General features: G+C 74.6%; 18 protein-coding genes and 1 pseudogene. 10 read left to right on the forward strand and 9 right to left on the reverse strand.

Going from position 1 to position 19,391, the window contains the following annotated elements; genetic code table 11:
* Both OO48_RS40740 and OO48_RS20360 read right to left on the reverse strand, forming a co-directional pair.
* Positions 1 to 115 (reverse strand): biotin carboxylase N-terminal domain-containing protein (locus OO48_RS40740; RefSeq protein ID WP_157845496.1); only part of this gene is annotated, 115 nt, incomplete at its 3' end.
* 216 nt (positions 116 to 331) lie between these two features.
* Entirely contained in the window at positions 332 to 1,084 is a 753-nt protein-coding gene (locus tag OO48_RS20360) for a hypothetical protein (RefSeq protein ID WP_081952251.1), read from the reverse strand.
* Between the two features lie 254 nt (positions 1,085 to 1,338).
* Here OO48_RS20360 and OO48_RS20365 point away from each other — a divergent pair, with 254 nt between their 5' ends.
* Positions 1,339 to 2,085: an alpha/beta hydrolase family protein gene (locus OO48_RS20365; protein WP_033218341.1), complete on the forward strand. Its 747-nt coding sequence runs from the start codon at positions 1,339 to 1,341 to the stop codon at positions 2,083 to 2,085.
* A gap of 10 nt (positions 2,086 to 2,095) precedes the next feature.
* Here the strand turns inward: OO48_RS20365 and OO48_RS20370 are convergent, their stop codons facing one another.
* Both OO48_RS20370 and mmpB read right to left on the reverse strand, forming a co-directional pair.
* A complete protein-coding gene (locus OO48_RS20370; protein ID WP_033218343.1) occupies positions 2,096 to 2,707 on the reverse strand; it encodes a Maf family protein in 612 nt (203 codons plus the stop codon).
* A 31-nt stretch (positions 2,708 to 2,738) separates the two neighbouring features.
* A complete protein-coding gene (gene mmpB / locus OO48_RS40745) occupies positions 2,739 to 2,864 on the reverse strand; it encodes a morphogenic membrane protein MmpB (RefSeq protein ID WP_280842428.1) in 126 nt (41 codons plus the stop codon).
* 255 nt (positions 2,865 to 3,119) lie between these two features.
* On the opposite strand from mmpB, the gene OO48_RS20375 reads away from it, so the two are divergent.
* Positions 3,120 to 3,545, forward strand: a complete 426-nt coding sequence (locus OO48_RS20375; protein ID WP_051732360.1) for a DoxX family protein — start codon at positions 3,120 to 3,122, stop codon at positions 3,543 to 3,545.
* A 78-nt stretch (positions 3,546 to 3,623) separates the two neighbouring features.
* Here OO48_RS20375 and OO48_RS20380 read toward each other — a convergent pair whose 3' ends face one another.
* Positions 3,624 to 3,824 carry an acyl-CoA carboxylase subunit epsilon gene (locus OO48_RS20380; protein WP_033218345.1) on the reverse strand — a complete coding sequence of 67 codons (201 nt, stop codon included), beginning with the start codon at positions 3,822 to 3,824 and terminating at the stop codon, positions 3,624 to 3,626.
* 21 nt (positions 3,825 to 3,845) lie between these two features.
* Positions 3,846 to 5,435 (reverse strand): acyl-CoA carboxylase subunit beta, encoded by a 1,590-nt coding sequence (locus OO48_RS20385; protein ID WP_033218349.1) that lies wholly within the window; start codon positions 5,433 to 5,435, stop codon positions 3,846 to 3,848.
* Positions 5,436 to 5,635: 200 nt separating this feature from the next.
* On the opposite strand from OO48_RS20385, the gene OO48_RS20390 reads away from it, so the two are divergent.
* The 3 genes and pseudogenes from OO48_RS20390 to OO48_RS20400 form a co-directional block, all read left to right on the forward strand.
* Positions 5,636 to 6,532, forward strand: a complete 897-nt coding sequence (locus OO48_RS20390; RefSeq protein ID WP_425338565.1) for a biotin--[acetyl-CoA-carboxylase] ligase — start codon at positions 5,636 to 5,638, stop codon at positions 6,530 to 6,532.
* 210 nt (positions 6,533 to 6,742) lie between these two features.
* Positions 6,743 to 7,807 carry an adenylate/guanylate cyclase domain-containing protein gene (locus tag OO48_RS20395; protein WP_033218352.1) on the forward strand — a complete coding sequence of 355 codons (1,065 nt, stop codon included), beginning with the start codon at positions 6,743 to 6,745 and terminating at the stop codon, positions 7,805 to 7,807.
* Between the two features lie 105 nt (positions 7,808 to 7,912).
* Positions 7,913 to 9,127 (forward strand): annotated as a pseudogene (locus OO48_RS20400) (GGDEF domain-containing protein); the annotation flags it as partial.
* 633 nt (positions 9,128 to 9,760) lie between these two features.
* Here OO48_RS20400 and OO48_RS20405 read toward each other — a convergent pair.
* From OO48_RS20405 to hutH, 3 genes are all read right to left on the reverse strand, one after another.
* Positions 9,761 to 10,111, reverse strand: coding sequence for a hypothetical protein (locus tag OO48_RS20405; protein WP_033218353.1), 351 nt, complete (start codon positions 10,109 to 10,111; stop codon positions 9,761 to 9,763).
* 104 nt (positions 10,112 to 10,215) lie between these two features.
* Positions 10,216 to 11,088 (reverse strand): MurR/RpiR family transcriptional regulator, encoded by an 873-nt coding sequence (locus OO48_RS20410; protein WP_033218355.1) that lies wholly within the window; start codon positions 11,086 to 11,088, stop codon positions 10,216 to 10,218.
* 168 nt (positions 11,089 to 11,256) lie between these two features.
* Positions 11,257 to 12,819 carry a histidine ammonia-lyase gene (hutH, locus tag OO48_RS20415; RefSeq protein ID WP_033218357.1) on the reverse strand — a complete coding sequence of 521 codons (1,563 nt, stop codon included), beginning with the start codon at positions 12,817 to 12,819 and terminating at the stop codon, positions 11,257 to 11,259.
* Positions 12,820 to 13,045: 226 nt separating this feature from the next.
* Here hutH and fdhD point away from each other — a divergent pair, with 226 nt between their 5' ends.
* From fdhD to hutI, 5 genes are all read left to right on the forward strand, one after another.
* Positions 13,046 to 13,861 carry a formate dehydrogenase accessory sulfurtransferase FdhD gene (gene fdhD, locus OO48_RS20420; RefSeq protein WP_033218359.1) on the forward strand — a complete coding sequence of 272 codons (816 nt, stop codon included), beginning with the start codon at positions 13,046 to 13,048 and terminating at the stop codon, positions 13,859 to 13,861.
* A gap of 106 nt (positions 13,862 to 13,967) precedes the next feature.
* Positions 13,968 to 15,635, forward strand: a complete 1,668-nt coding sequence (hutU, locus tag OO48_RS20425; RefSeq protein WP_033218361.1) for a urocanate hydratase — start codon at positions 13,968 to 13,970, stop codon at positions 15,633 to 15,635.
* An 11-nt stretch (positions 15,636 to 15,646) separates the two neighbouring features.
* Positions 15,647 to 16,834, forward strand: coding sequence for an allantoate amidohydrolase (locus tag OO48_RS20430; protein WP_033218422.1), 1,188 nt, complete (start codon positions 15,647 to 15,649; stop codon positions 16,832 to 16,834).
* Entirely contained in the window at positions 16,819 to 18,171 is a 1,353-nt protein-coding gene (locus OO48_RS20435; protein WP_033218363.1) for a formimidoylglutamate deiminase, read from the forward strand. Before OO48_RS20430 ends, OO48_RS20435 begins: the two co-directional genes overlap by 16 nt.
* A 51-nt stretch (positions 18,172 to 18,222) precedes the next feature.
* Positions 18,223 to 19,389 (forward strand): imidazolonepropionase, encoded by a 1,167-nt coding sequence (hutI, locus tag OO48_RS20440; RefSeq protein ID WP_033218365.1) that lies wholly within the window; start codon positions 18,223 to 18,225, stop codon positions 19,387 to 19,389.
* Positions 19,390 to 19,391 lie beyond the last annotated feature (2 nt).

The raw sequence follows: 19,391 nt of genomic DNA on the forward strand, positions 1-19,391 counted from the left end.
GCGCGTCCCGGTCAGGTTCCGCGTACACGGCGACGCTGGCGATTCCCGCGTCCCGGCAGGCCCGGGCGACGCGGACGGCGATTTCTCCGCGGTTGGCGATGAGCACCTTGCGCACTGTGGCTCCCTTCTCGAACCTCGTTGAGTCTATGGATTGGAGGGCGCTACCGGCGAGTAGTCCCTGGTGGTGAGCGTGCTCACACGCTCGGTCGCCGGACTCCCGTACGAGCGGCGGCCGTTGGCGGTACACCGCAGGCAGCGGGCCGGGCACGGGTGTGGCGGCGGGTCGGGGGCGCCCGGAGCGGGTGGGGTGGTCTTGGCCACACCGGTCGGGTCAGGCGGCCGCCGGCCGGGGGCGGGTGGTCGCCGCGGCCGTCACGTCGGCCTCCAGCTCGACCACGTCCGGGCCGTAGGCGCGGGCGTTCACCACCCGCAGCACCACCGCGAACGCGCCGTCCCGGCCGTGCTCGCGCGACAGCGTCCGGTGGTTGGCCGCCAGGTAGCGGGCTCCCGCGTGGTTGGACACCGCGGTCTGCCCGGCTATCACGAACACCGGCCGGCTGCCCGCGCGCGGGTGTATCCGGGCCAGCAGCACGTGTGCCCGCTGGCCGGGCTCCTCCGAGGCGGTCAGGAACCGGAACTCGCGCGAGCCGACCAGCAGGGTGTGCACCGGGTGCCCGACCTCCGCGGGCGGGCTGACGAACGCCACCCCCGGCAGCCAGGACTCCAGGTGGGCCGCCGTCCGCTTGTTGCCGGCCGGGCCGCCCACGCAGAACTCGGACTTGTCGCCCAGCCCCTGCCGGACCTCGTCGTGCCCGGTCAGCGTCGCCCGGGCGCCGCACTCGCGCACCAGCGCGGCCAGCTCCATCAGCGCGTACACGTCGTCGCGGGCCACGCTCTTCACGTCCGGTGCCGAAGCCTGGCGGTTGACCACCAGCAGCGCCTCGCCGTTGGCGGGGAGCCCGAAGAAGGCCCGTTGCCGCCCCAGCCGGCGCCGCCGGCGCAGCGTCTGGGCCAGCCAGCCCAGCCCGGCGCTGATCGCCGAAGCGGCCAGCCCCAGAACGACGTTGAGCACACCATCGGTCATCTTCCGCTCCTCGTCGCTCCTTTCCGGCCCGGCTGCGTCAGCCTAACGGCGCCCCGGTCGGCAGTGGAGTGGAACTCTGCAACAGATGTGCGAGCCGGGTTCTGTCCGATTCCGCACCCCGTGGAGGGAATCCGTTGTTCCATCCGCTGGCGCTTCCGCGATAACGGAATGGTCCGGACCATTGACCCGGCTCCGGCCGCTCCCTAGCGTCACAGCCGACCACCGCACCATTCGCACGATTCACGGGGGAAAACGTGAAGCGTTCCACGCTGCCCGTCGCGCTGGCCGCGACCGCGCTCCTGCTCACCGCCTGCTCCGGCGGCTCCGGGAAGACCGGGGCCGCGCCCGGCCCGAGCGCCGACACCTACGGCTGCCTCACCCGGGCCGAGGCCGAGAAGGGGTCCTTCACCCTGGACGCGGGCACCTCCGGCGGCTCGTCCCTGGACGCCTACTACCGGGACTCCGACGCCGGCCACGCCAAGGTCGCGGTGATCTTCTCGCACCAGCGGGACGGCTCGCTCTGCGAGTGGGCGCTCGACCTCCCGGCCTTCACCAAGGCCGGGTACGCCGTCCTGGCCTACACCTCGGAGGGCGACGTCACCGAGGTGATCAAGGCCGGCTCCGCCCACCTGAAGTCCAAGGGCGTCGGCGCGGTCGCGCTGGTCGGCGCCTCCAAGGGCGCCGCCGGCTCCCTGGTCGCCGCCAAGCTGGACAACCCGCTGCCGATCAAGGCCGTGGTCTCGCTCAGCTCGCCCGCTTCGTACCCGCAGTTCAACGCCGCGCTCGCGGTCACCACGGTCAGGACGCCCACCTACTTCGCCGCCGAACAGGCCGACAGCCCGTTCAACGACAACGCCCGGGCCCTCTACGACGCCTCCGTCGCGGAGGACAAGCAGCTCAAGATCTACCCGGGCGGCAGCCACGGCGCCCCGCTGCTCCGGGACGGCGCGCTGCCCGACGTGCTCGACTACCTGGCCAGGCACGCCCCCGCGGCGGGCTAGGCCGCCGGTCTCAGGCCCACAGGTCGGTGATGCGCACGTCCAGTTCGGCGAGCAGGCGGCGCAGCAGCGGCAGCGACAGGCCGATCACGTTGCCGGGGTCGCCGTCGATCCCCTCCACGAACGGTGCCGAACGGCCGTCCAGGGTGAACGCCCCGGCCACGTGCAGCGGTTCGCCGGAGGCGACGTACGCGGCGACCTCGGCGTCGTCCGGCGTCCCGAACCGGACGGTGGTCGAGGCGGTCTCGGCCGCCCGCCGCCCGGTCGCGGTGTCGATCACGCAGTGGCCGGTCCGCAGGACGCCCTCGCGGCCGCGCATCGCCCGCCAGCGGGCGACGGCCTCCGCCGCGTCGGCGGGCTTGCCCAGCGCGGCGCCGTCCAGCTCCAGCACCGAGTCGCAGCCGATCACCAGCGGCGGCTCGCCCGGTTCGGCGGACAGCTCGCCCGCGACCCTCTCCGCCTTCGCCACCGCCAGCACCAGCGCCAACTCGCCCGGCGTCGCGGCGCTCAGCGCGTCCTCGTCGACCCCGCTCACCCGCACCAGCGGATCCAGGCCCGCCTGTCGCAGCAGGCCCAGCCGGGCGGGGGAGGCGGACGCGAGAACCAGCGGACGGCGAGCGGTCATGGCCACCAGCCTAGCCCGCGGCCCGGCCCCGCTACACCAGCACCAGGGCCGCCCCCGCGAGTGCCAGCAGTGCGATCAGCAGGGCCGTCCGACGCAGCTTGCGCTGCACCTCGCGGGCCTCTTGCGACGGCTCGTCGCGGGGATCTGACCAGAGCACTTCACCAGGGTGCGGCCCGCGGACGGGTCGGCGCCTGAGTATCCGTACTCAGTCCGGCGCGGCGGAAACGGTTCGGGTGCCCCTTGACGCCGGGGCCCGGGTTCCCTGCAATAGAGCAATTGGATTGTCGGGTCCATGATCGGCGGCGTGCGGTCGTCGAACTGTTCCCGTGCCCGGCACCATGTCATCCCACATGGTCAGGGCACGCGCACAGCTCCAGAACCACCCCACTGGTTTCGGCTGAGGAGACAAACCATGTCCCAGTTCACCACCACGGCGAGAACCACCACCGCCGCGGCCCGCCCCCACCTGATCGCACTGCACCGCGTGGTCGTCGGGCTGCTCTTCGCCTGCCACGGCGCCGCGTCCCTGTTCGGCGTCCTGGGCGGCGCCTACGGCGGCGGCAGCATCAAGGTCGGCACCTGGCCCGGCTGGTACGCCGCGGTCATCCAACTGGTCTGCGGCTCCCTGGTCCTGCTCGGCCTCGGCACCCGCGTCGCCGCGCTCGTCGCCTCCGGATCGATGGCCTACGCCTACTTCACCGTCCACCAGGAGAACGCGCTCTTCCCGCTCCAGAACGGCGGCGAGTCCGCGGTGCTCTTCTGCTGGGCCTTCCTGCTGATCGCCGTCCTCGGCCCGGGCAGCTTCGCGATTACCGGCCGCGGCAACCGCGAGGAGTAGCACCCGCGCGTCCAGGGGCCCGGGGAACGGCGGTTCCGGGCCCCTGGTCGCGCGTGCCGCCGTTCCCCGGTGGAAGTTTCAGCGCGGCCAGAGGCTGGTGCGCCAGGCGTTCGGGCCCGGGGCCGGGACGGGGCGGGGCGTGCGGTCGGTCCAGACGGTGGCCGGGCCGCGGGAGGGGCCGGTGGCGGCCCGGTTCGCGGCCCGGGATTGGACCACCGCCAGGACGGTGGCCAGCTCCTCGGGGGTCGGCTGCCCGTGCAGCACCTGAATGGGGGTCATGGCGCGGGGTCCCTTCGGGAATCAGAGCGGGATGTTGCCGTGCTTCTTGGGCGGCAGCGCCTCCCGCTTGCCGCGCAGCGCCCGCAGCCCGCGGACGATGTGCCGCCGGGTCTCGCTGGGGGCGATGACCGCGTCGACGTAGCCGCGCTCGGCGGCCAGGTACGGGTTGAGCAGGGTGTCCTCGTACGAGGCGAGCAGTTCGGCGCGGCGCTCCTCGCCGAGGCCCTCGGCCTCGGCGGCGGCGATCTCCCGCCGGTGCAGGATGTTGACCGCGCCCTGGGCGCCCATCACGGCGATCTGGGCGGTCGGCCAGGCCAGGTTGATGTCGGCGCCCAGGTGCTTGGAGCCCATCACGTCGTACGCGCCGCCGAACGCCTTGCGGGTGATGACGGTGATCAGCGGCACGGTGGCCTCCGCGTACGCGAAGATCAGCTTGGCGCCGCGCCGGATGATGCCGTCCCACTCCTGGCCGGTGCCGGGCAGGAAGCCGGGCACGTCGACGAAGGTCAGCACCGGGATGTTGAACGCGTCGCAGGTGCGCACGAAGCGGGCGGCCTTCTCGCTGGCGGCGATGTCCAGGCAGCCGGCCAGGTCCATCGGCTGGTTGCCGACCACGCCCACCGGGTGGCCCTCGACCCGGCCGAAGCCGACCACGATGTTGCCCGCGTACAGCGGCTGGACCTCCAGGAAGTCGCCGTCGTCCAGGACGTGCTCGATCACCCGGCGGATGTCGTACGGCTGGTTCGCCGAGTCCGGGACGATGCCGTCGAGTTCGAGGTCCTCGGCGGTGACCGCGAGGTCGGCCTGCTCGGGGTAGGCCGGCGGGTCGGTCAGGTTGTTGGAGGGCAGGTACGACAGCAGCGCCTTGACGTACTCGATCGCCTCCTTCTCGTCGGCGGCCAGGTAGTGCGCGTTGCCGGACTTGGTGTTGTGGGTGCGGGCGCCGCCCAGCTCCTCCATGTCGACGTTCTCGCCGGTGACGGTCCTGATCACGTCCGGGCCGGTGATGAACATGTGCGAGGTCTTGTCGGCCATCACCACGAAGTCGGTCACCGCGGGGGAGTAGACCGCGCCACCCGCGCACGGGCCCATGATCAGCGAGATCTGCGGGATCACCCCGGAGGCGTGCACGTTGCGCCGGAAGATCTCGCCGTACAGGCCGAGCGAGGCCACGCCCTCCTGGATCCGGGCGCCGCCGGAGTCGTTGATGCCGATCATCGGACAGCCGGTCTTCAGCGCGAAGTCCATCACCTTGACGATCTTCTCGCCGAACACCTCGCCCAGCGAGCCGCCGAAGACGGTGAAGTCCTGCGAGAACACCGCGACCTGGCGGCCGTCCACGGTGCCGTAGCCGGTGACCACGCCGTCGCCGTACGGGCGGTTCCTCTCCTGCCCGAAGTTGGTGGAGCGGTGCCGGGCGAACTCGTCGAACTCGACGAAGGAGTCCTCGTCCAGCAGTTCGGCGATCCGCTCACGGGCCGTCAGCTTGCCCTTGGCGTGCTGCTTCTCGACGGCCGCGGCCGAGCCGGAGTGCACCGCCTCGTCGATCCGCCGGCGCAGGTCGGCGAGCTTCCCGGCGGTGGTGTGCGGGTCCTGCGGTGCCTGGGTCATTCGGGTGGCTCTCCCTGCGTCCTCGGCCGCCGGCCCGGCGCGCGAGGGGGGCGGGCAGGGCGGCGCTGCGGTCTACCGCACAGCAGCGTAACCAGCGTGGGCGCGTTCGTGGTTATGGCCATCGACACATCGTCCACCTGTCCGTTCTGCGAGACGATGAGGCGGCATGTGGCCGCTGCACGTGCCCCTAGGCTGGCCGGGTGACCACTCCCGACCGCCCCCGCCCCCGCCGTTCCGGCCTGCGCGGCTTCGGCCACGACGGCCCCTCCCCGTGGACCGACCTGGAGCGCCCGCCGCTGGACGAGCGGGCCCTGCGGCTCGACCTGCTGCGCCCCGGGGCGCTGTGGACCTCACTCGATGTGGTGAGCGAGACCGGCTCCACCAACGCCGACCTCGCCACCCGGGCGAAGGACGGCGCCCCCGAGGGCGCCGTCCTGGTCGCCGAGTCCCAGCACGCCGGACGCGGCCGCCTGGACCGCCGCTGGAACGCCCCGCCGCGCTCCGGACTGTTCCTGTCGCTGCTGCTGCGCCCGCGGGGCGTCCCGGTGGAGCGCTACGGCTGGCTGCCGATCCTGGTCGGCACCGCCGTCTCCGCCACCCTGGACCGGGTCGCCGAGGTGTCCACCGGCCTGAAGTGGCCCAACGACCTGCAGACCGTCGTCGACGGGCAGGAGCGCAAGCTCGGCGGCATCCTCACCGAGCTGTCCGGCGGCGCCGTGGTGGCCGGCCTCGGCCTGAACGTCTCGCTGCGCGCGGACGAGCTGCCCGTCCCCACCGCCACCTCGCTGGCCCTGGCCGGCGCCGGGACCACCGACCGGTCGACCCTGCTGCGCGCCCTGCTGCGCGAGTTCGCCGAGCTGTACGGCGAGTGGACCGCCGCCGCCGGCGACCCGCACGCCAGCGGCCTGCTGCCCGCGTACACCGCCCGCTGCACCACGCTGAACCGGCAGGTCAGGGTCCAGCTGCCCGGCGAGCGCGAACTGCTCGGCGAGGCCGTCGCGGTGGACGGCGACGGCCGCCTGGTGGTGCGCACCCCCGACGGCGCCAGGCACCCCGTCGCCGCCGGGGACGTGGTGCACGTGCGCCCGCAGGACTGAGCCGGACCGGTCCCGCCCCGCGGGAGCGGCCGGTCTCACCCTGCGGGACCGGCCGCCCGGCTGCCGGGCGGATGCCCCGGATTACGCGATTCCGTGCGAACATTCCACCTGGCAGCGGTGTGAGGCTCGCCACTACCCGCGCGGTGCCCGCGTGCCCACACCTCGAAGACGGCAAGACACAAGTGCGGCTGACCGCACGGGGACGGACCGGTGACAGACAACGACGGCGCCACGACGGGCTCCGGCAGCGGCGCGGCGGACGAGCCCACCGTCGCCACCGACCTGGAGCGGCTGATCCTCGACGCGCCGCGCAAGTACACCCCGTACCAGGCCGCGCGCGCCGCCGAAGTCCCGATGGACCTCGCCACCCGGTTCTGGCGCGCCATGGGCTTCCCCGACATCGGCCAGTCCCGCGCCCTCACCGACAACGACGTGATCGCGCTGCGCCGCCTCGCCGGCCTGATCGAGTCCGGACTGCTCAGCGAACCCATGGCGATCCAGGTCGCCCGCTCCACCGGCCAGACCACCGCCCGGCTGGCCGGCTGGCAGATGGACACCTTCCTCGACAACCTCACCCAGCCCGTCGAGCCCGGCATGAGCCGCTCCGACGTCGCCTACCCGCTGGTGGAACTGCTGCTGCCCGAACTGGAGCAGTTCCTGGTGTACGTCTGGCGCCGCCAGCTCGCCGCCGTCACCGGCCGGGTCGTCCAGGCCGCCGAGGACCACGAGGTCACCTCCGGCCGGCTCGCCGTCGCCTTCGCCGACCTGGTCGGCTTCACCCGGCTCTCCCGCCGGCTGGAGGAGGAGGAGCTCGGCGAACTCGTCGAGGGCTTCGAGAACACCTGCTCCGACCTGATCGCCGGCCAGGGCGGCCGGGTGGTCAAGACGCTCGGCGACGAGATCCTGTTCGTCTCCGAGGACCCGGCCACCGTCGCTGAGATCGCGCTCTCCCTGGTCGAGACGCTCGCCAAGGAGGACAACATGCCCGCCCTGCGGGTCGGCATGGCCTTCGGCACCGTCACCTCCCGGATGGGCGACGTCTTCGGCACCACCGTCAACCTCGCCTCCCGGCTCACCTCGATCGCCCCCAAGGACGCCGTCCTGGTCGACGGCGAACTCGCCGCCGCGCTCGAACAGCACGGCACCGCGAGCCTCCCCGAGACCGAGCCCGCCCCCGGCCACCGCTTCCACCTCCAGCCGATGTGGCGCCGCCCCGTGCGCGGCCTCGGCCTGGTCGAGCCGTGGCTGCTCACCCGGGTGCCCACCGCCGACTGACCCACCCGCGCGCCACCGGCCTCACCCGAAAACCGGACGCACCGCCCTAGGCTGGGTAGCAGGGTCACGCGGGCAGGGAGAAGGCTTACGGTGAGTGAGGCGACCATGGACGAGCGGGCCTCGTTCGAGGCGGCGGCGCCCGACCTGCGGCTGCAGGCCGTGGTGGAACTCGCCCAGGACATGGCGGGCGCGATGACCCCGCTGGAGGCCGTCCGGGCGGCGGCCGCCCGCGCCGTCTCCGCGCTCGGCGCCACCATGGCCGCCGTCTCCGTCTGGGACCGCGAGTCCGGGCGGCTGCGGGTGCTCGTCAACCACGGCGAACTCGCCCCCGGCGAGGAGGAGCTGCCCGAGGACGAGTCGTACCCCGTCGCCGACTTCCCCGAGATCGTCACCTACCTCGAAGAGCACTGGACCACCGGCCGGCTGCCCCGCGCCTGGATCCAGACCGCCGAGGACACCGGCCCGCACACCGGCCACCAGGACCACGTCTCCGGCGCGTTCTGCCGCCAGCGCGCCGCCGGACTGCGCCGCCGCGGCCGCGGCTGCTGCCTGGTCGCGCCGATCGTCCTGCACGGCCAGGCCTGGGGCGAGCTGTACCTCGCCCGCGGCACCGGCATGCCCGTCTTCACCGGCGCCGACGCCGAGTACGCCACCCTGCTCGCCGCCCAGGTCTCGGCCGGCCTCGCCCAGACCGAGCGCGTCGCCGACCTGCGCCGCCTCGCCTTCACCGACGCCCTCACCGGCCTCGCCAACCGCCGCGCCGTCGACGCCCGCCTCGACGCCGCGCTCAAGGCCCACACCCGGGACGGCGCGGTAGTCTCCCTGGTGGTCTGCGACGTCAACGGCCTCAAGCGGGTCAACGACCAGCTCGGCCACGAGATGGGCGACCGCCTCCTCGAACGCTTCGCCCACCAGCTCTCGCTGTCCGCCGCGAAACTCCCCGGCAGCCTGGCCGCCCGGCTCGGCGGCGACGAGTTCTGCCTGCTCGCGGAGGGCCAGTCGGCCGACGAAGTGGTCGTCGTCGCCGAGGAGCTCTGCGCCCGCGCACTGGAGTTGACCGACGGCGAGGGCGTCGCCTGCGGCATCGCCTCCACCGGCGACTCGATCGGCCCGGTCACCACCCCCGACCGCCTGTTCCGCCTCGCCGACGCCGCCCAGTACCGCGCCAAGGCCGGCCGCGCCGCCCACCCCGTCGTCGCCGGGCGCAGCCACGGCCCGGCGTACGCCCCCGACCCGACCATCCAGCTCGCCGACGCGGCCGACCCCCAGCGCAGGGCCGCCGGCGGGCGGCCGAACGGCGACCGCCGGCGCTTCCGCGGCGCCGCGCACAGCGCCGACCCCGGACAGCTCCTCACCGCCGTCCTCGGCGCCCTCGACCAGGGCGGCGGCACCCACCCCGCCGACACCCTCGGCCGGCTCGTCCTGGTCGCCGAGACCGCCTCCCGGCTGCTCAACGCCGTCGGCTGGTGGATCTCCTACGTCCCGCCCGGCTCCCAGCTGATGCGCACCGCCCGGCACGCCGTCTACCGGATGACCGGCGGCCCCGCCAGCACCCGCGCCCAGACCCAGCGCGCCCAGATCGAAGCCCCCGACGCCGTCTTCGACCTCCGCCACTACCCCCTCACCTCCCGCGCCGTCACCGGCGGCTCCTTCACCCTCCGGGCCGGCGCCCCCGGCAACGACGCCGCCGAGGAGGCCGTCATGGTCGTCTCCGGCTACCGCGCCATGGCCGCCGCCGGCGGCTGCAACCCGGCCGGCGGCTGGCTCCTCGAACTCTTCGCCGACGAATCCACCCTCCCCCTCACCCAGACCGCCCCCGCCCTGCGCAGCCTGGTCGCCGTCGCCCTCTCCGGCCCCTGCTCGCCGCCGCCGTCGTAGGCGGGGCCCCGCCGGGGCTCGGGGGACGGCGGGCAGCGCGACCCCGGCGGACGCCGCGGTGCCGGTGACGGCCCGTCAGGCGGCCTCGTCGCCGTCCCAGTCGATGCCGATCTCGGCCAGCCAGCGGCGGTCCTCCGCGTCGGGCTCGGGGTTCGGCTGGCCGGGGCGGGCCGGCGGGCGCGGGATGTGCTGGACCGGGCCGACGCCGTAGCGGTCGGCGGCCCGGTCGGCGGCGGCGGCCTCCTCGCCGCCCGGTTCCAGGACGCCGATGTGCACGGCCTCCTCGTCGCCCGGGTCGAGGACGGTCAGTTCGGGGTGCGGCGGGCGGCGCAGCGCGATGCGGCGGCCGCAGAGCGGGCAGGACCATTCGTCGGCTCCGGAACCGAGCCGTCCGGTGAGCCTCATCTGGTGGATCGGCGGTGGCATTGGACTTCCCCCGTCCAAGCTGTCTTTCTCCCTACTCAGAGGGATGCCCGCTCACCACCCGTCGTCAACCCGACGAAAAGGTGTCATTCGGCAAACAACAGGTGTCAGTCCAGGAAGAGCTGACGGGCCGTCGCGGACTGCTCGATGGCCTCCAACCGGGCTTCGGCTCCCGGCAGTTCGTCGCACATGGTCTGCAGCAGGACGCGGCCCAGCATCATCGGCGCGCACGCGGTGTCGAAGACCAGGCCGGTGCCGACGGCGGCGGGCAGCAGCACGTCGGAGAGCTTGGCGACGGGGGCGAAGGCCGAGTCGGCGACGGTGAGCACCGTCAGGCCGCACTCCCGGGCCACCGTGAGGGCGTCCATCAGCTCGCGCGGGTAGCGCGGCAGGGCGAAGCAGAGCAGCGCGGTGGCCCCGGCGGCGGCGGCCTGCTCCAGCCGGTCGGCGAGCATCGAGCCGCCCTCGTCGAGCAGCCGGATGTCGGGGTGCACCTTGCCGGCGAAGTACGCGAAGCCGTGGGCCTGCGCGGAGGCGGCCCGCAGGCCGAGCACCGGCAGCGGGCGGGAGGCGGCCAGGATCCGGGCGGCCCGGACGATCGGGGCCGGGTCGGCGAGCAGTTCGGCGAGGTGCCGCAGGTGCTCGATCTCGGCGAGCACGGCCTGCTGGTGCTCGTTGCGCACCACCTCGTCGTGGCTCTCGGGCGCGCCGCCCTCGCCGACGCCGAGTTCGCGCAGCTGCTTGCGCAGCGCCGGGTAGCCGTCGTAGCCGAGCGCGACCGCGAACCTGGTCACCGAGGGCTGGCTGACCCCGGCGAGTTCGGCGACCTCGACGCTGGACAGGAACGGCGCCTCGGTGGCGTGCCGGACCAGCGAGTGGGCGATCCGCCGCTGGGTCGGGGTCAGCCGGTGGCCCTCGAAGAGGTGGAGCAGCCGGGCGGAGGGCCCGGTGGTGGTGCCGGTCTCGTCCAGGGCGGTCATGTGCGGTACCTCCACGCTCGGTTGGGCGGTCGCCGGTGGCTTCGACGGTGGGACGACTGTGGCGCAGTCCCGGCAGGTGGGCAATCGCGTATCGACTGGCGGGACGGGCGGGTCCGGAGGCCGGTGACCCGGCTCCGGCGGGTGCGCCCGCCCGTCCCGGGCCGGTGGTCAGGCGAGCGGTCCGGTGACCTTCTCGACCGCCGCCAGCAGGGCGCCGGAGGCGACCAGGGCGGCCGCCGCCTCCAGGTCCGGGGAGAGGAAGCGGTCGCGGCCCGGGCCGCCGACCCCGGCCGCGCGGGCGGCGGCGACGGCGGCGGCGGTCGCCGGGGCGAGCGCGCCCGGCTGCTCGGCGGCCTGCTCCCGGATCTCCAACGCCCGTGCGGCGGCCACGAGTTCCACCGCCAGCACGCGTCCGAGGTTGGCCACCGACTGGCGCAGCTTGCGGGCCGCCGACCAGCCCATCGAGACGTGGTCCTCCTGCATCGCCGAGGACGGGATGGAGTCCACCGAGGCGGGCACCGCCAGCCGCTTGTTCTCGCTGACCAGTGCGGCCTGGGTGTACTGGGCGATCATCAGGCCGGAGTCCACGCCCGGGTCGTCGGCGAGGAACGCGGGCAGGCCGTGCGAGCGGGCCTTGTCGAGCAGCCGGTCGGTGCGCCGCTCGGAGATCGAGGCCAGGTCGGCGGCGGCGATCGCCAGGAAGTCCAGCACGTAGCCCACGGGCGCGCCGTGGAAGTTGCCGTTCGACTCGACCCGGCCGTCGGGCAGCACCACCGGGTTGTCCACCGAGGCGGCCAGCTCCCGTTCGGCGACCAGCGCGGCGTGCGCCAGGGTGTCCCGGCCGGCGCCCGCGACCTGCGGGGCGCAGCGGATCGAGTACGCGTCCTGCACCCGCGGTGCGTCGTCCTGGTGGTGGCCGGTCAGGCCCGAACCCCGCAGCACCGCGAGCATGTTGGCGGCCGAGGCGGCCTGGCCCGGGTGCGGGCGGATCGGGGCGTGCAGCTCGGGGGCGAGCACCTTGTCGGTGCCCAGCAGCGCCTCCAGGCTCATCGCGGCGGTGACGTCGGCGGTGGTGTAGAGCCGGCGCAGGTCGGCCAGCGCCATCACCAGCATGCCGAGCATGCCGTCGGTGCCGTTGATGAGGGCCAGGCCCTCCTTCTCCAGCAGCTCGACGGGTTCGATCCCGGCGGCGGCCAGCAGTTCGGCGGTGTCCTTCTCCACCCCGTCCGGCCCGAACGCGGTGCCCTCGCCCATCAGCGCCAGCGCGCAGTGCGAGAGCGGCGCGAGGTCGCCGGAGCAGCCCAGCGAGCCGAACTCCCGCACCGCCGGGGTGATGTGCGCGTTCAGCAGCGCGGCCATGGTCTCGGCGACCAGCGGGCGCACGCCCGTCCGCCCGGACGCCAGCGTCTTCATCCGCAGGAACATCAGGGCCCGGACCACCTCGGTCTCCACCACCGGCCCCATGCCCGCCGCGTGCGAGCGCACCAGCGAACGCTGCAGCTGGGCCCGGAGCTCCGGGCTGATGTGCCGCACCGCCAGCGCCCCGAAACCGGTGGACACCCCGTACACCGGCCGCGGCTCGGCCGCCAGCGCGTCGATCCGGGCCCGGGCCGCGGCCATCTCGGCGAGCGCGTCCGGCCCGATCTCCACCCGGGCCCCGCCGCGGGCGACGGCGAGGACGTCCTCGGCGCTGACGTCGGCCTTGCCGACCCGGACGACGACACTGTGCATATCCATATGCACAATCTCATCAGGTGAATGGTGATGTGACAAGCAGGGCTGCGCACCGCACCGCTGCGCACCGCACCGCCGTGCTCCGTGCGCGCTTGCGATCGGAGGGCGGGGCCGGGGGGCGGGAACGGCACGCTGACGGTCGGGGGGCCGGAGGGCGGCCGTGTCCGGACCGCGTGTCACGGCCTGACGGGGTGGTTGACTGGCCCGCGGAGGTGTGAGACGCATGGCGCGGGCAACGGAACGGCGACGAGTGGTGCGGCTGCGCGGGGACGAACGCTCCGCGCGGCCCGACAGCCTGGCGGCGGAGGAGCCGCTGGAGATCCGGATCGGCGGCGAGGCGCTGACCGTCACCATGCGCACCCCCGGCCACGACTTCGACCTGGTCGCCGGGTTCCTGGTCGGCGAGGGCCTGGTCGGCGCCGCCGGGGAACTCGCCGCGCTGCGCTACTGCGCCGGGACGGACGCGGACGGCGCCAACACGTACAACGTCCTCGACGCCACCGTCCGCGGCGCCCGCCCCGCGCTCTCCGCCCACCGCAACCTGCTCACCACCAGCGCGTGCGGCCTGTGCGGCCGCGACACCGTCGACGCCGTCCGCACCCGCTCCCGCTGGGACGTCTCCGCCGACCCGCTCACCGTCCCCGCCGAGGTCCTGTACGGCCTCCCGGAGCGGCTGCGCGCCGCCCAGCGCGCCTTCGACGCCACCGGCGGCCTGCACGCGGCCGGGCTGTTCGCCGCGGACGGGACGCTGCTGTGCGTGCGCGAGGACGTCGGCCGCCACAACGCGGTCGACAAGGTCGTCGGCTGGGCGCTGCGCGAGGGCCGCCTCCCGCTGACCGGCCACCTGCTGCTGGTCTCCGGCCGGGCCTCCTTCGAGCTCACCCAGAAGGCCGCGCTGGCCGGCCTCCCCCTCCTCGCCGCCGTCTCCGCACCCTCCTCCCTCGCCGTCGACCTCGCCGAGGAGTTGGGCCTCACCCTGGTCGGCTTCCTGCGCGACCGCGGCGCCAACGTGTACACCCGCGCGGACCGGATCCCATAGGCGCGTCAGGGGTGCGGTGGCGCGCACCCTGGTCGGCGTGGTGCTGTTTGGATATATTCAGCCAGGTCGAGAGTGAATGAATTGCATCCGGCAGGGAGGCTGGCCCATGGCAGAGCAGACGAGCGGCCCGCGCGAGGTGCGCGCGGCGCGGGGGAGCGGGCTGAGTGCGCGGGGCTGGCAGCAGGAGGCGGCCCTGCGGATGCTGATGAACAACCTGGACCCGGAGGTCGCCGAGCACCCGTCGAAGCTGGTGGTCTACGGCGGGACGGGGAAGGCGGCCCGGGACTGGCGCTCCTTCGACGCGATGGTGCGGACGCTGCGGGAGCTGAAGCAGGACGAGACCATGCTGGTGCAGTCCGGCCGCCCGGTCGGCGTGATGCGGACCCACGAGTGGGCGCCGCGGGTGCTGATCGCCAACTCCAACCTGGTCGGCGACTGGGCGAACTGGGAGGAGTTCCGCCGGCTGGAGTCGCTCGGCCTCACCATGTACGGCCAGATGACCGCCGGCTCGTGGATCTACATCGGCACCCAGGGCATCCTGCAGGGCACCTACGAGACCTTCGCGGCCGTCGCGAACAAGAAGTTCGGCGGCACGCTCGAAGGCACCATCACCCTCACCGCGGGCCTCGGCGGCATGGGCGGCGCCCAGCCGCTGGCCGTCACCATGAACGGCGGCGTCGCGATCTGCGTCGACTGCGACCCGTCCCGGATCGCCCGCCGGATCGAGCACCGGTACCTGGACGTCGAGGCGAGCAGCCTCGACCACGCCCTGCAACTGGCCGTCGAGGCCCGCGACCGGCGGCGGCCGCTCTCCATCGGCCTGCTCGGCAACGCCGCCGACCTGCTGCCGCAGCTGCTCGCCATGGACGCCCCGGTCGACATCGTCACCGACCAGACCAGCGCCCACGACCCGCTCGCCTACCTGCCCACCGGCGTCGCCTTCGAGGACATGGCGGCGTACGCGGCCGAGAAGCCCGCCGAGTTCACCCGGCGGGCCCGCGAGTCGATGGCCCGGCACGTGGAGGCGATGGTCGGCTTCCAGGACCGCGGCGCGGAGGTCTTCGACTACGGCAACTCGATCCGCGGCGAGGCGCGACTCGCCGGGTACGAGCGGGCGTTCGACTTCCCCGGGTTCGTCCCCGCGTACATCAGGCCGCTGTTCTGCGAGGGCAAGGGCCCGTTCCGCTGGGCCGCGCTCTCCGGCGACCCGAAGGACATCCACAAGACCGACCGGGCCGTGCTCGACCTCTTCCCGGAGAACGAGTCGCTGCACCGCTGGATCACCATGGCCCAGGAGAAGGTGCACTTCCAGGGCCTGCCCGCGCGGATCTGCTGGCTCGGCTACGGCGAGCGCGACAAGGCCGGCGAGCGGTTCAACGACATGGTGGCCTCCGGCGAACTCTCCGCGCCGATCGTGATCGGCCGCGACCACCTGGACTGCGGCTCGGTCGCCTCCCCGTACCGGGAGACCGAGGCGATGCTCGACGGCTCCGACGCGATCGCCGACTGGCCGCTGCTCAACGCCATGGTCAACGTGGCCTCCGGCGCGTCCTGGGTGTCCATCCACCACGGCGGCGGCGTCGGCATCGGCCGCTCGATCCACGCCGGGCAGGTCACCGTCGCCGACGGCACCCCGCTGGCCGGCGAGAAGATCCGCCGGGTGCTCACCAACGACCCCGGCATGGGCGTCATCCGGCACGTCGACGCCGGCTACGACCGGGCGGAGGAGGTCGCGGCGGAGCGCGGCGTCCGGGTGCCGATGGGCGAGCTGTGAGCTTCGACGCGATGTGGGCGGAGCTGCTCCCGGTGGGCCGCTCCGCCGCCACCGGCGGCTACCGGAGGCACGCCTGGAACTCCGCCGACGCCGAGTGCCGGGCCTGGTTCGAGCAGCAGGCCCGGGCCCGCGGCCTGGCCTGCGAGAGCGACCGCAACGGCAACCAGTGGGCCTGGTACGGGGATCCGGCCGCCGGGAACGCCGTGGTCACCGGCTCCCACCTGGACTCCGTCCCCGACGGCGGCGCCTACGACGGCCCGCTCGGGGTGATCTCCGCCTTCGCCGCGTTCGACGAACTGCGGGCCCGGGGCGCCGAGTTCGCCCGCCCGCTGGCGATCGTCAACTTCACGGACGAGGAGGGCGCCCGGTTCGGCGTCGCCTGCGTCGGCTCCCGGCTGGCCACCGGCGCGCTCGACCGGCGGGCCGCGTACGAGCTGCGCGACGCCGACGGCGTCCGGTTGCCCGACGCCATGGAGCGGGCCGGGCACGACCCGGCGCGGATCGGCGCCGACCCCGAACTGCTCGGCCGGATCGGCGCGTTCGTCGAACTCCACGTCGAACAGGGCCGGTACCTGGCCGAGGGGCGGCCGGTCGGGGTGGCCGGCGCGATCTGGCCGCACGGCCGGTGGCGGTTCGACTTCCACGGCGAGGCCAACCACGCCGGCACCACCCTGCTCGCCGACCGCCGCGACCCGATGCTCACCTACGCCACCACCGTCCTCGCCGCCCGCAAGAAGGCCCGGCTCGCCGGGGCGCTCGCCACCTTCGGCAAGGTCGCCGTCGAACCCAACGGCACCAACGCGATCGCCTCGCTGGTACGCGGCTGGCTGGACTCCCGCGCCCCCGACGAGGCCACGCTCGCCCGGCTGGTGGAATCCATCGAGCAGTCGGCCGTCGAACGGGGCGAACGCGACGGCGTCCGGGTCGAGGCCACCCGCGAGTCGTACACCCCCGTGGTCGACTTCGACGCCCCGCTGCGCGACCGCCTCGCGGAGCTGCTGGGCGCCCCCGTCCTGCCCACCGGCGCGGGACACGACGCGGGCATCCTGGCGTCCGCCGTCCCGACCGCCATGCTGTTCGTGCGCAACCCCAGCGGGGTCTCGCACTCCCCGGCCGAGCACGCCGAACGGTCCGACTGCCACGCCGGGGTCACCGCCCTGGCCGACGTACTGGAGGACCTCGCATGCCGGCCGTCGTGACGTACTGGGCCGAACACGCCTGGCTGCCGCACCCGGACGGCCCGGCCGTCCGGCCCGAGGTGCTGATCACCGTCGGCGCCGGCGGGCGGATCACCGGGGTGGTCCCCGACAGCGGGCCCTGCCCGGCGGGCGCCGTCCGGCTGGCCGGGCTCGCGCTGCCCGGGCAGGCCAACGCGCACTCGCACGCCTTCCACCGGGCGCTGCGCTCCACCGCGCAGGTCGGCTCGGGGACGTTCTGGACCTGGCGCGAGACCATGTACCAGGTCGCCGCCGCGCTCGACCCCGACAGCTACCTGGCGCTCGCCACCGCCGTGTACGCCGAGATGGCGCTCGCCGGGATCACCGCCGTCGGCGAGTTCCACTACCTGCACCACGCGCCCGGCGGCGCCCGGTACGCGAACCCGAACGCGATGGGCGAGGCGCTGGTCGAGGCCGCCGCCCGGGCCGGGATCCGGATCACCCTGCTCGACACCTGCTACCTGTCCTCCGGTTTCGGCGCCGAACCGACCGGGCCCCAACTGCGCTTCTCCGACGGCGACGCGGACGCCTGGGCCGAGCGGGCCGCCGCCCTGACGGACGCCCCGCACGCCCGGATCGGCGCCGCCGTGCACAGCGTCCGGGCCGTCCCCGCCGGGCAGTTGGGCACCGTCGCGCACTGGGCGGCGACCCGCCGGGCGCCGCTGCACGTCCACCTCTCCGAGCAGACCGCTGAGAACGACGCCTGCCTCGCCGCGCACGGCGTCACCCCCACCCGGCTGCTCGCCGACCACGGCGTCCTCGGCCCGCGCACCTCCGCCGTGCACGCCACCCACCTCACCGACGAGGACGTCCGGCTGCTGGCCGGCTCCGCCACCACCGTCTGCATGTGCCCCACCACCGAACGGGACCTCGCCGACGGCATCGGCCCGGCCCGGCGGCTCGCCTCGGCGGGCTGCCCGATCAGCCTGGGCTCCGACAGCCACGCCGTCATCGACCCGTTCGAGGAGGCCCGCGCCCTGGAACTCGACGAACGCCTGCGCACCCGCACCCGCGGCCACTGGACGGCGAACGCCCTGCTCCGGGCCGGCGGCGCCGACGGCCACGCCTCGCTCGGCTGGCCCGAGGCCGGACGCCTGGAGCCGGGCGCGCTCGCCGACTTCTGCGTCCTCGCCCTCGACTCCGTCCGCACCGCCGGGGCGCCGCCCGCGCTCGGCGCCGAGACGGCGGTCTTCGCGGCGTCCGCCGCCGACGTCCGCCACCTGGTGGTCGGCGGCCGGCACGTGGTCGAGGACGGCGTGCACCGGCTCGTCCCGGAGACCGGACGCGCCCTCGCGGACGCGGTCGGCGCACTGCGCTGAGACCTGCCCCGCCACGGGCGGCGGCACCACCGACCAAGGACACAGACCCCCATGAGCCTGCTCATCAGCAACATCGGTTCGCTCGTCACCAACGACCCCGCCCTCGGCGCCGGCCCGCTCGGCCTGCTGGCCGACGCCGCCGTGGTGGTGGACGGCGACCGCGTCGCCTGGGTGGGGCCGAGCGCGGCCGCGCCCGCCGCCGACGAGCACGCGGACGCGGGCGGGCGGGCGCTGCTGCCCGGGTTCGTGGACAGCCACTCGCACCTGGTGTTCGCCGGCGACCGCACCGCCGAGTTCAGCGCCCGGATGTCGGGCCGGGCGTACGGCGCGGGCGGCATCCGCACCACCGTCGCCGCGACCCGGGCGGCGTCCGACGCCGAGCTGAACGCCAACCTGACCCGCTACCTGGAGGAGATGCTGCGCCAGGGCACCACCACCGTCGAGGTGAAGTCCGGGTACGGCCTGAGCACCGCCGACGAGGCCCGCTCGCTGCGGATCGCCGCCGGGCACACCGAGGAGACCACCTACCTGGGGGCGCACGTGGTGCCGCCCGAGTACGCCGACGACCCGGCCGGGTACGTGGAGCTGGTGACCGGCGAGATGCTCGCCGCGTGCGCGCCGTACGCCCGCTGGGTGGACGTGTTCTGCGAGCGCGGCGCCTTCGACGGCGACCAGGCCCGGGCGGTGCTGACCGCCGGCGCCGCCGCGGGCCTGCTGCCCCGGGTGCACGCCAACCAGCTGGGCCCCGGCCCCGGCGTGCGGCTCGCGGTCGAGCTGGGCGCCGCGTCCGCCGACCACTGCACCCACCTGAGCGACGCGGACGTCGCCGCGCTGGCCGACGGCGACACGGTCGCGACGCTGCTGCCGGGCGCCGAGTTCTCCACCCGCGCGCCCTACCCGGACGCCCGGCGGCTGCTGGACGCGGGCGCCGCCGTCGCGCTGTCCACCGACTGCAACCCGGGCTCCAGCTTCACCAGCTCGATGCCGTTCTGCGTGGCCGTCGCCGTCCGCGAGATGGGCATGACCCCCGACGAGGCGGTGCACGCCGCCACCGCGGGCGGCGCGCTCGCGCTGCGCCGCGCCGACGTGGGCCGGATCGCCCCCGGCGCCCGGGCGGACCTCCAACTGCTGGACGCGCCCTCGCACGTCCACCTGGCCTACCGCCCGGGCGTCCCGCTGACCGCCGCGGTGTGGCAGGGCGGGGTCAGGCGGGTCTGACG

Source organism: Kitasatospora phosalacinea (genome assembly GCF_000716545.1).
GTDB lineage: Bacteria > Actinomycetota > Actinomycetes > Streptomycetales > Streptomycetaceae > Kitasatospora > Kitasatospora phosalacinea.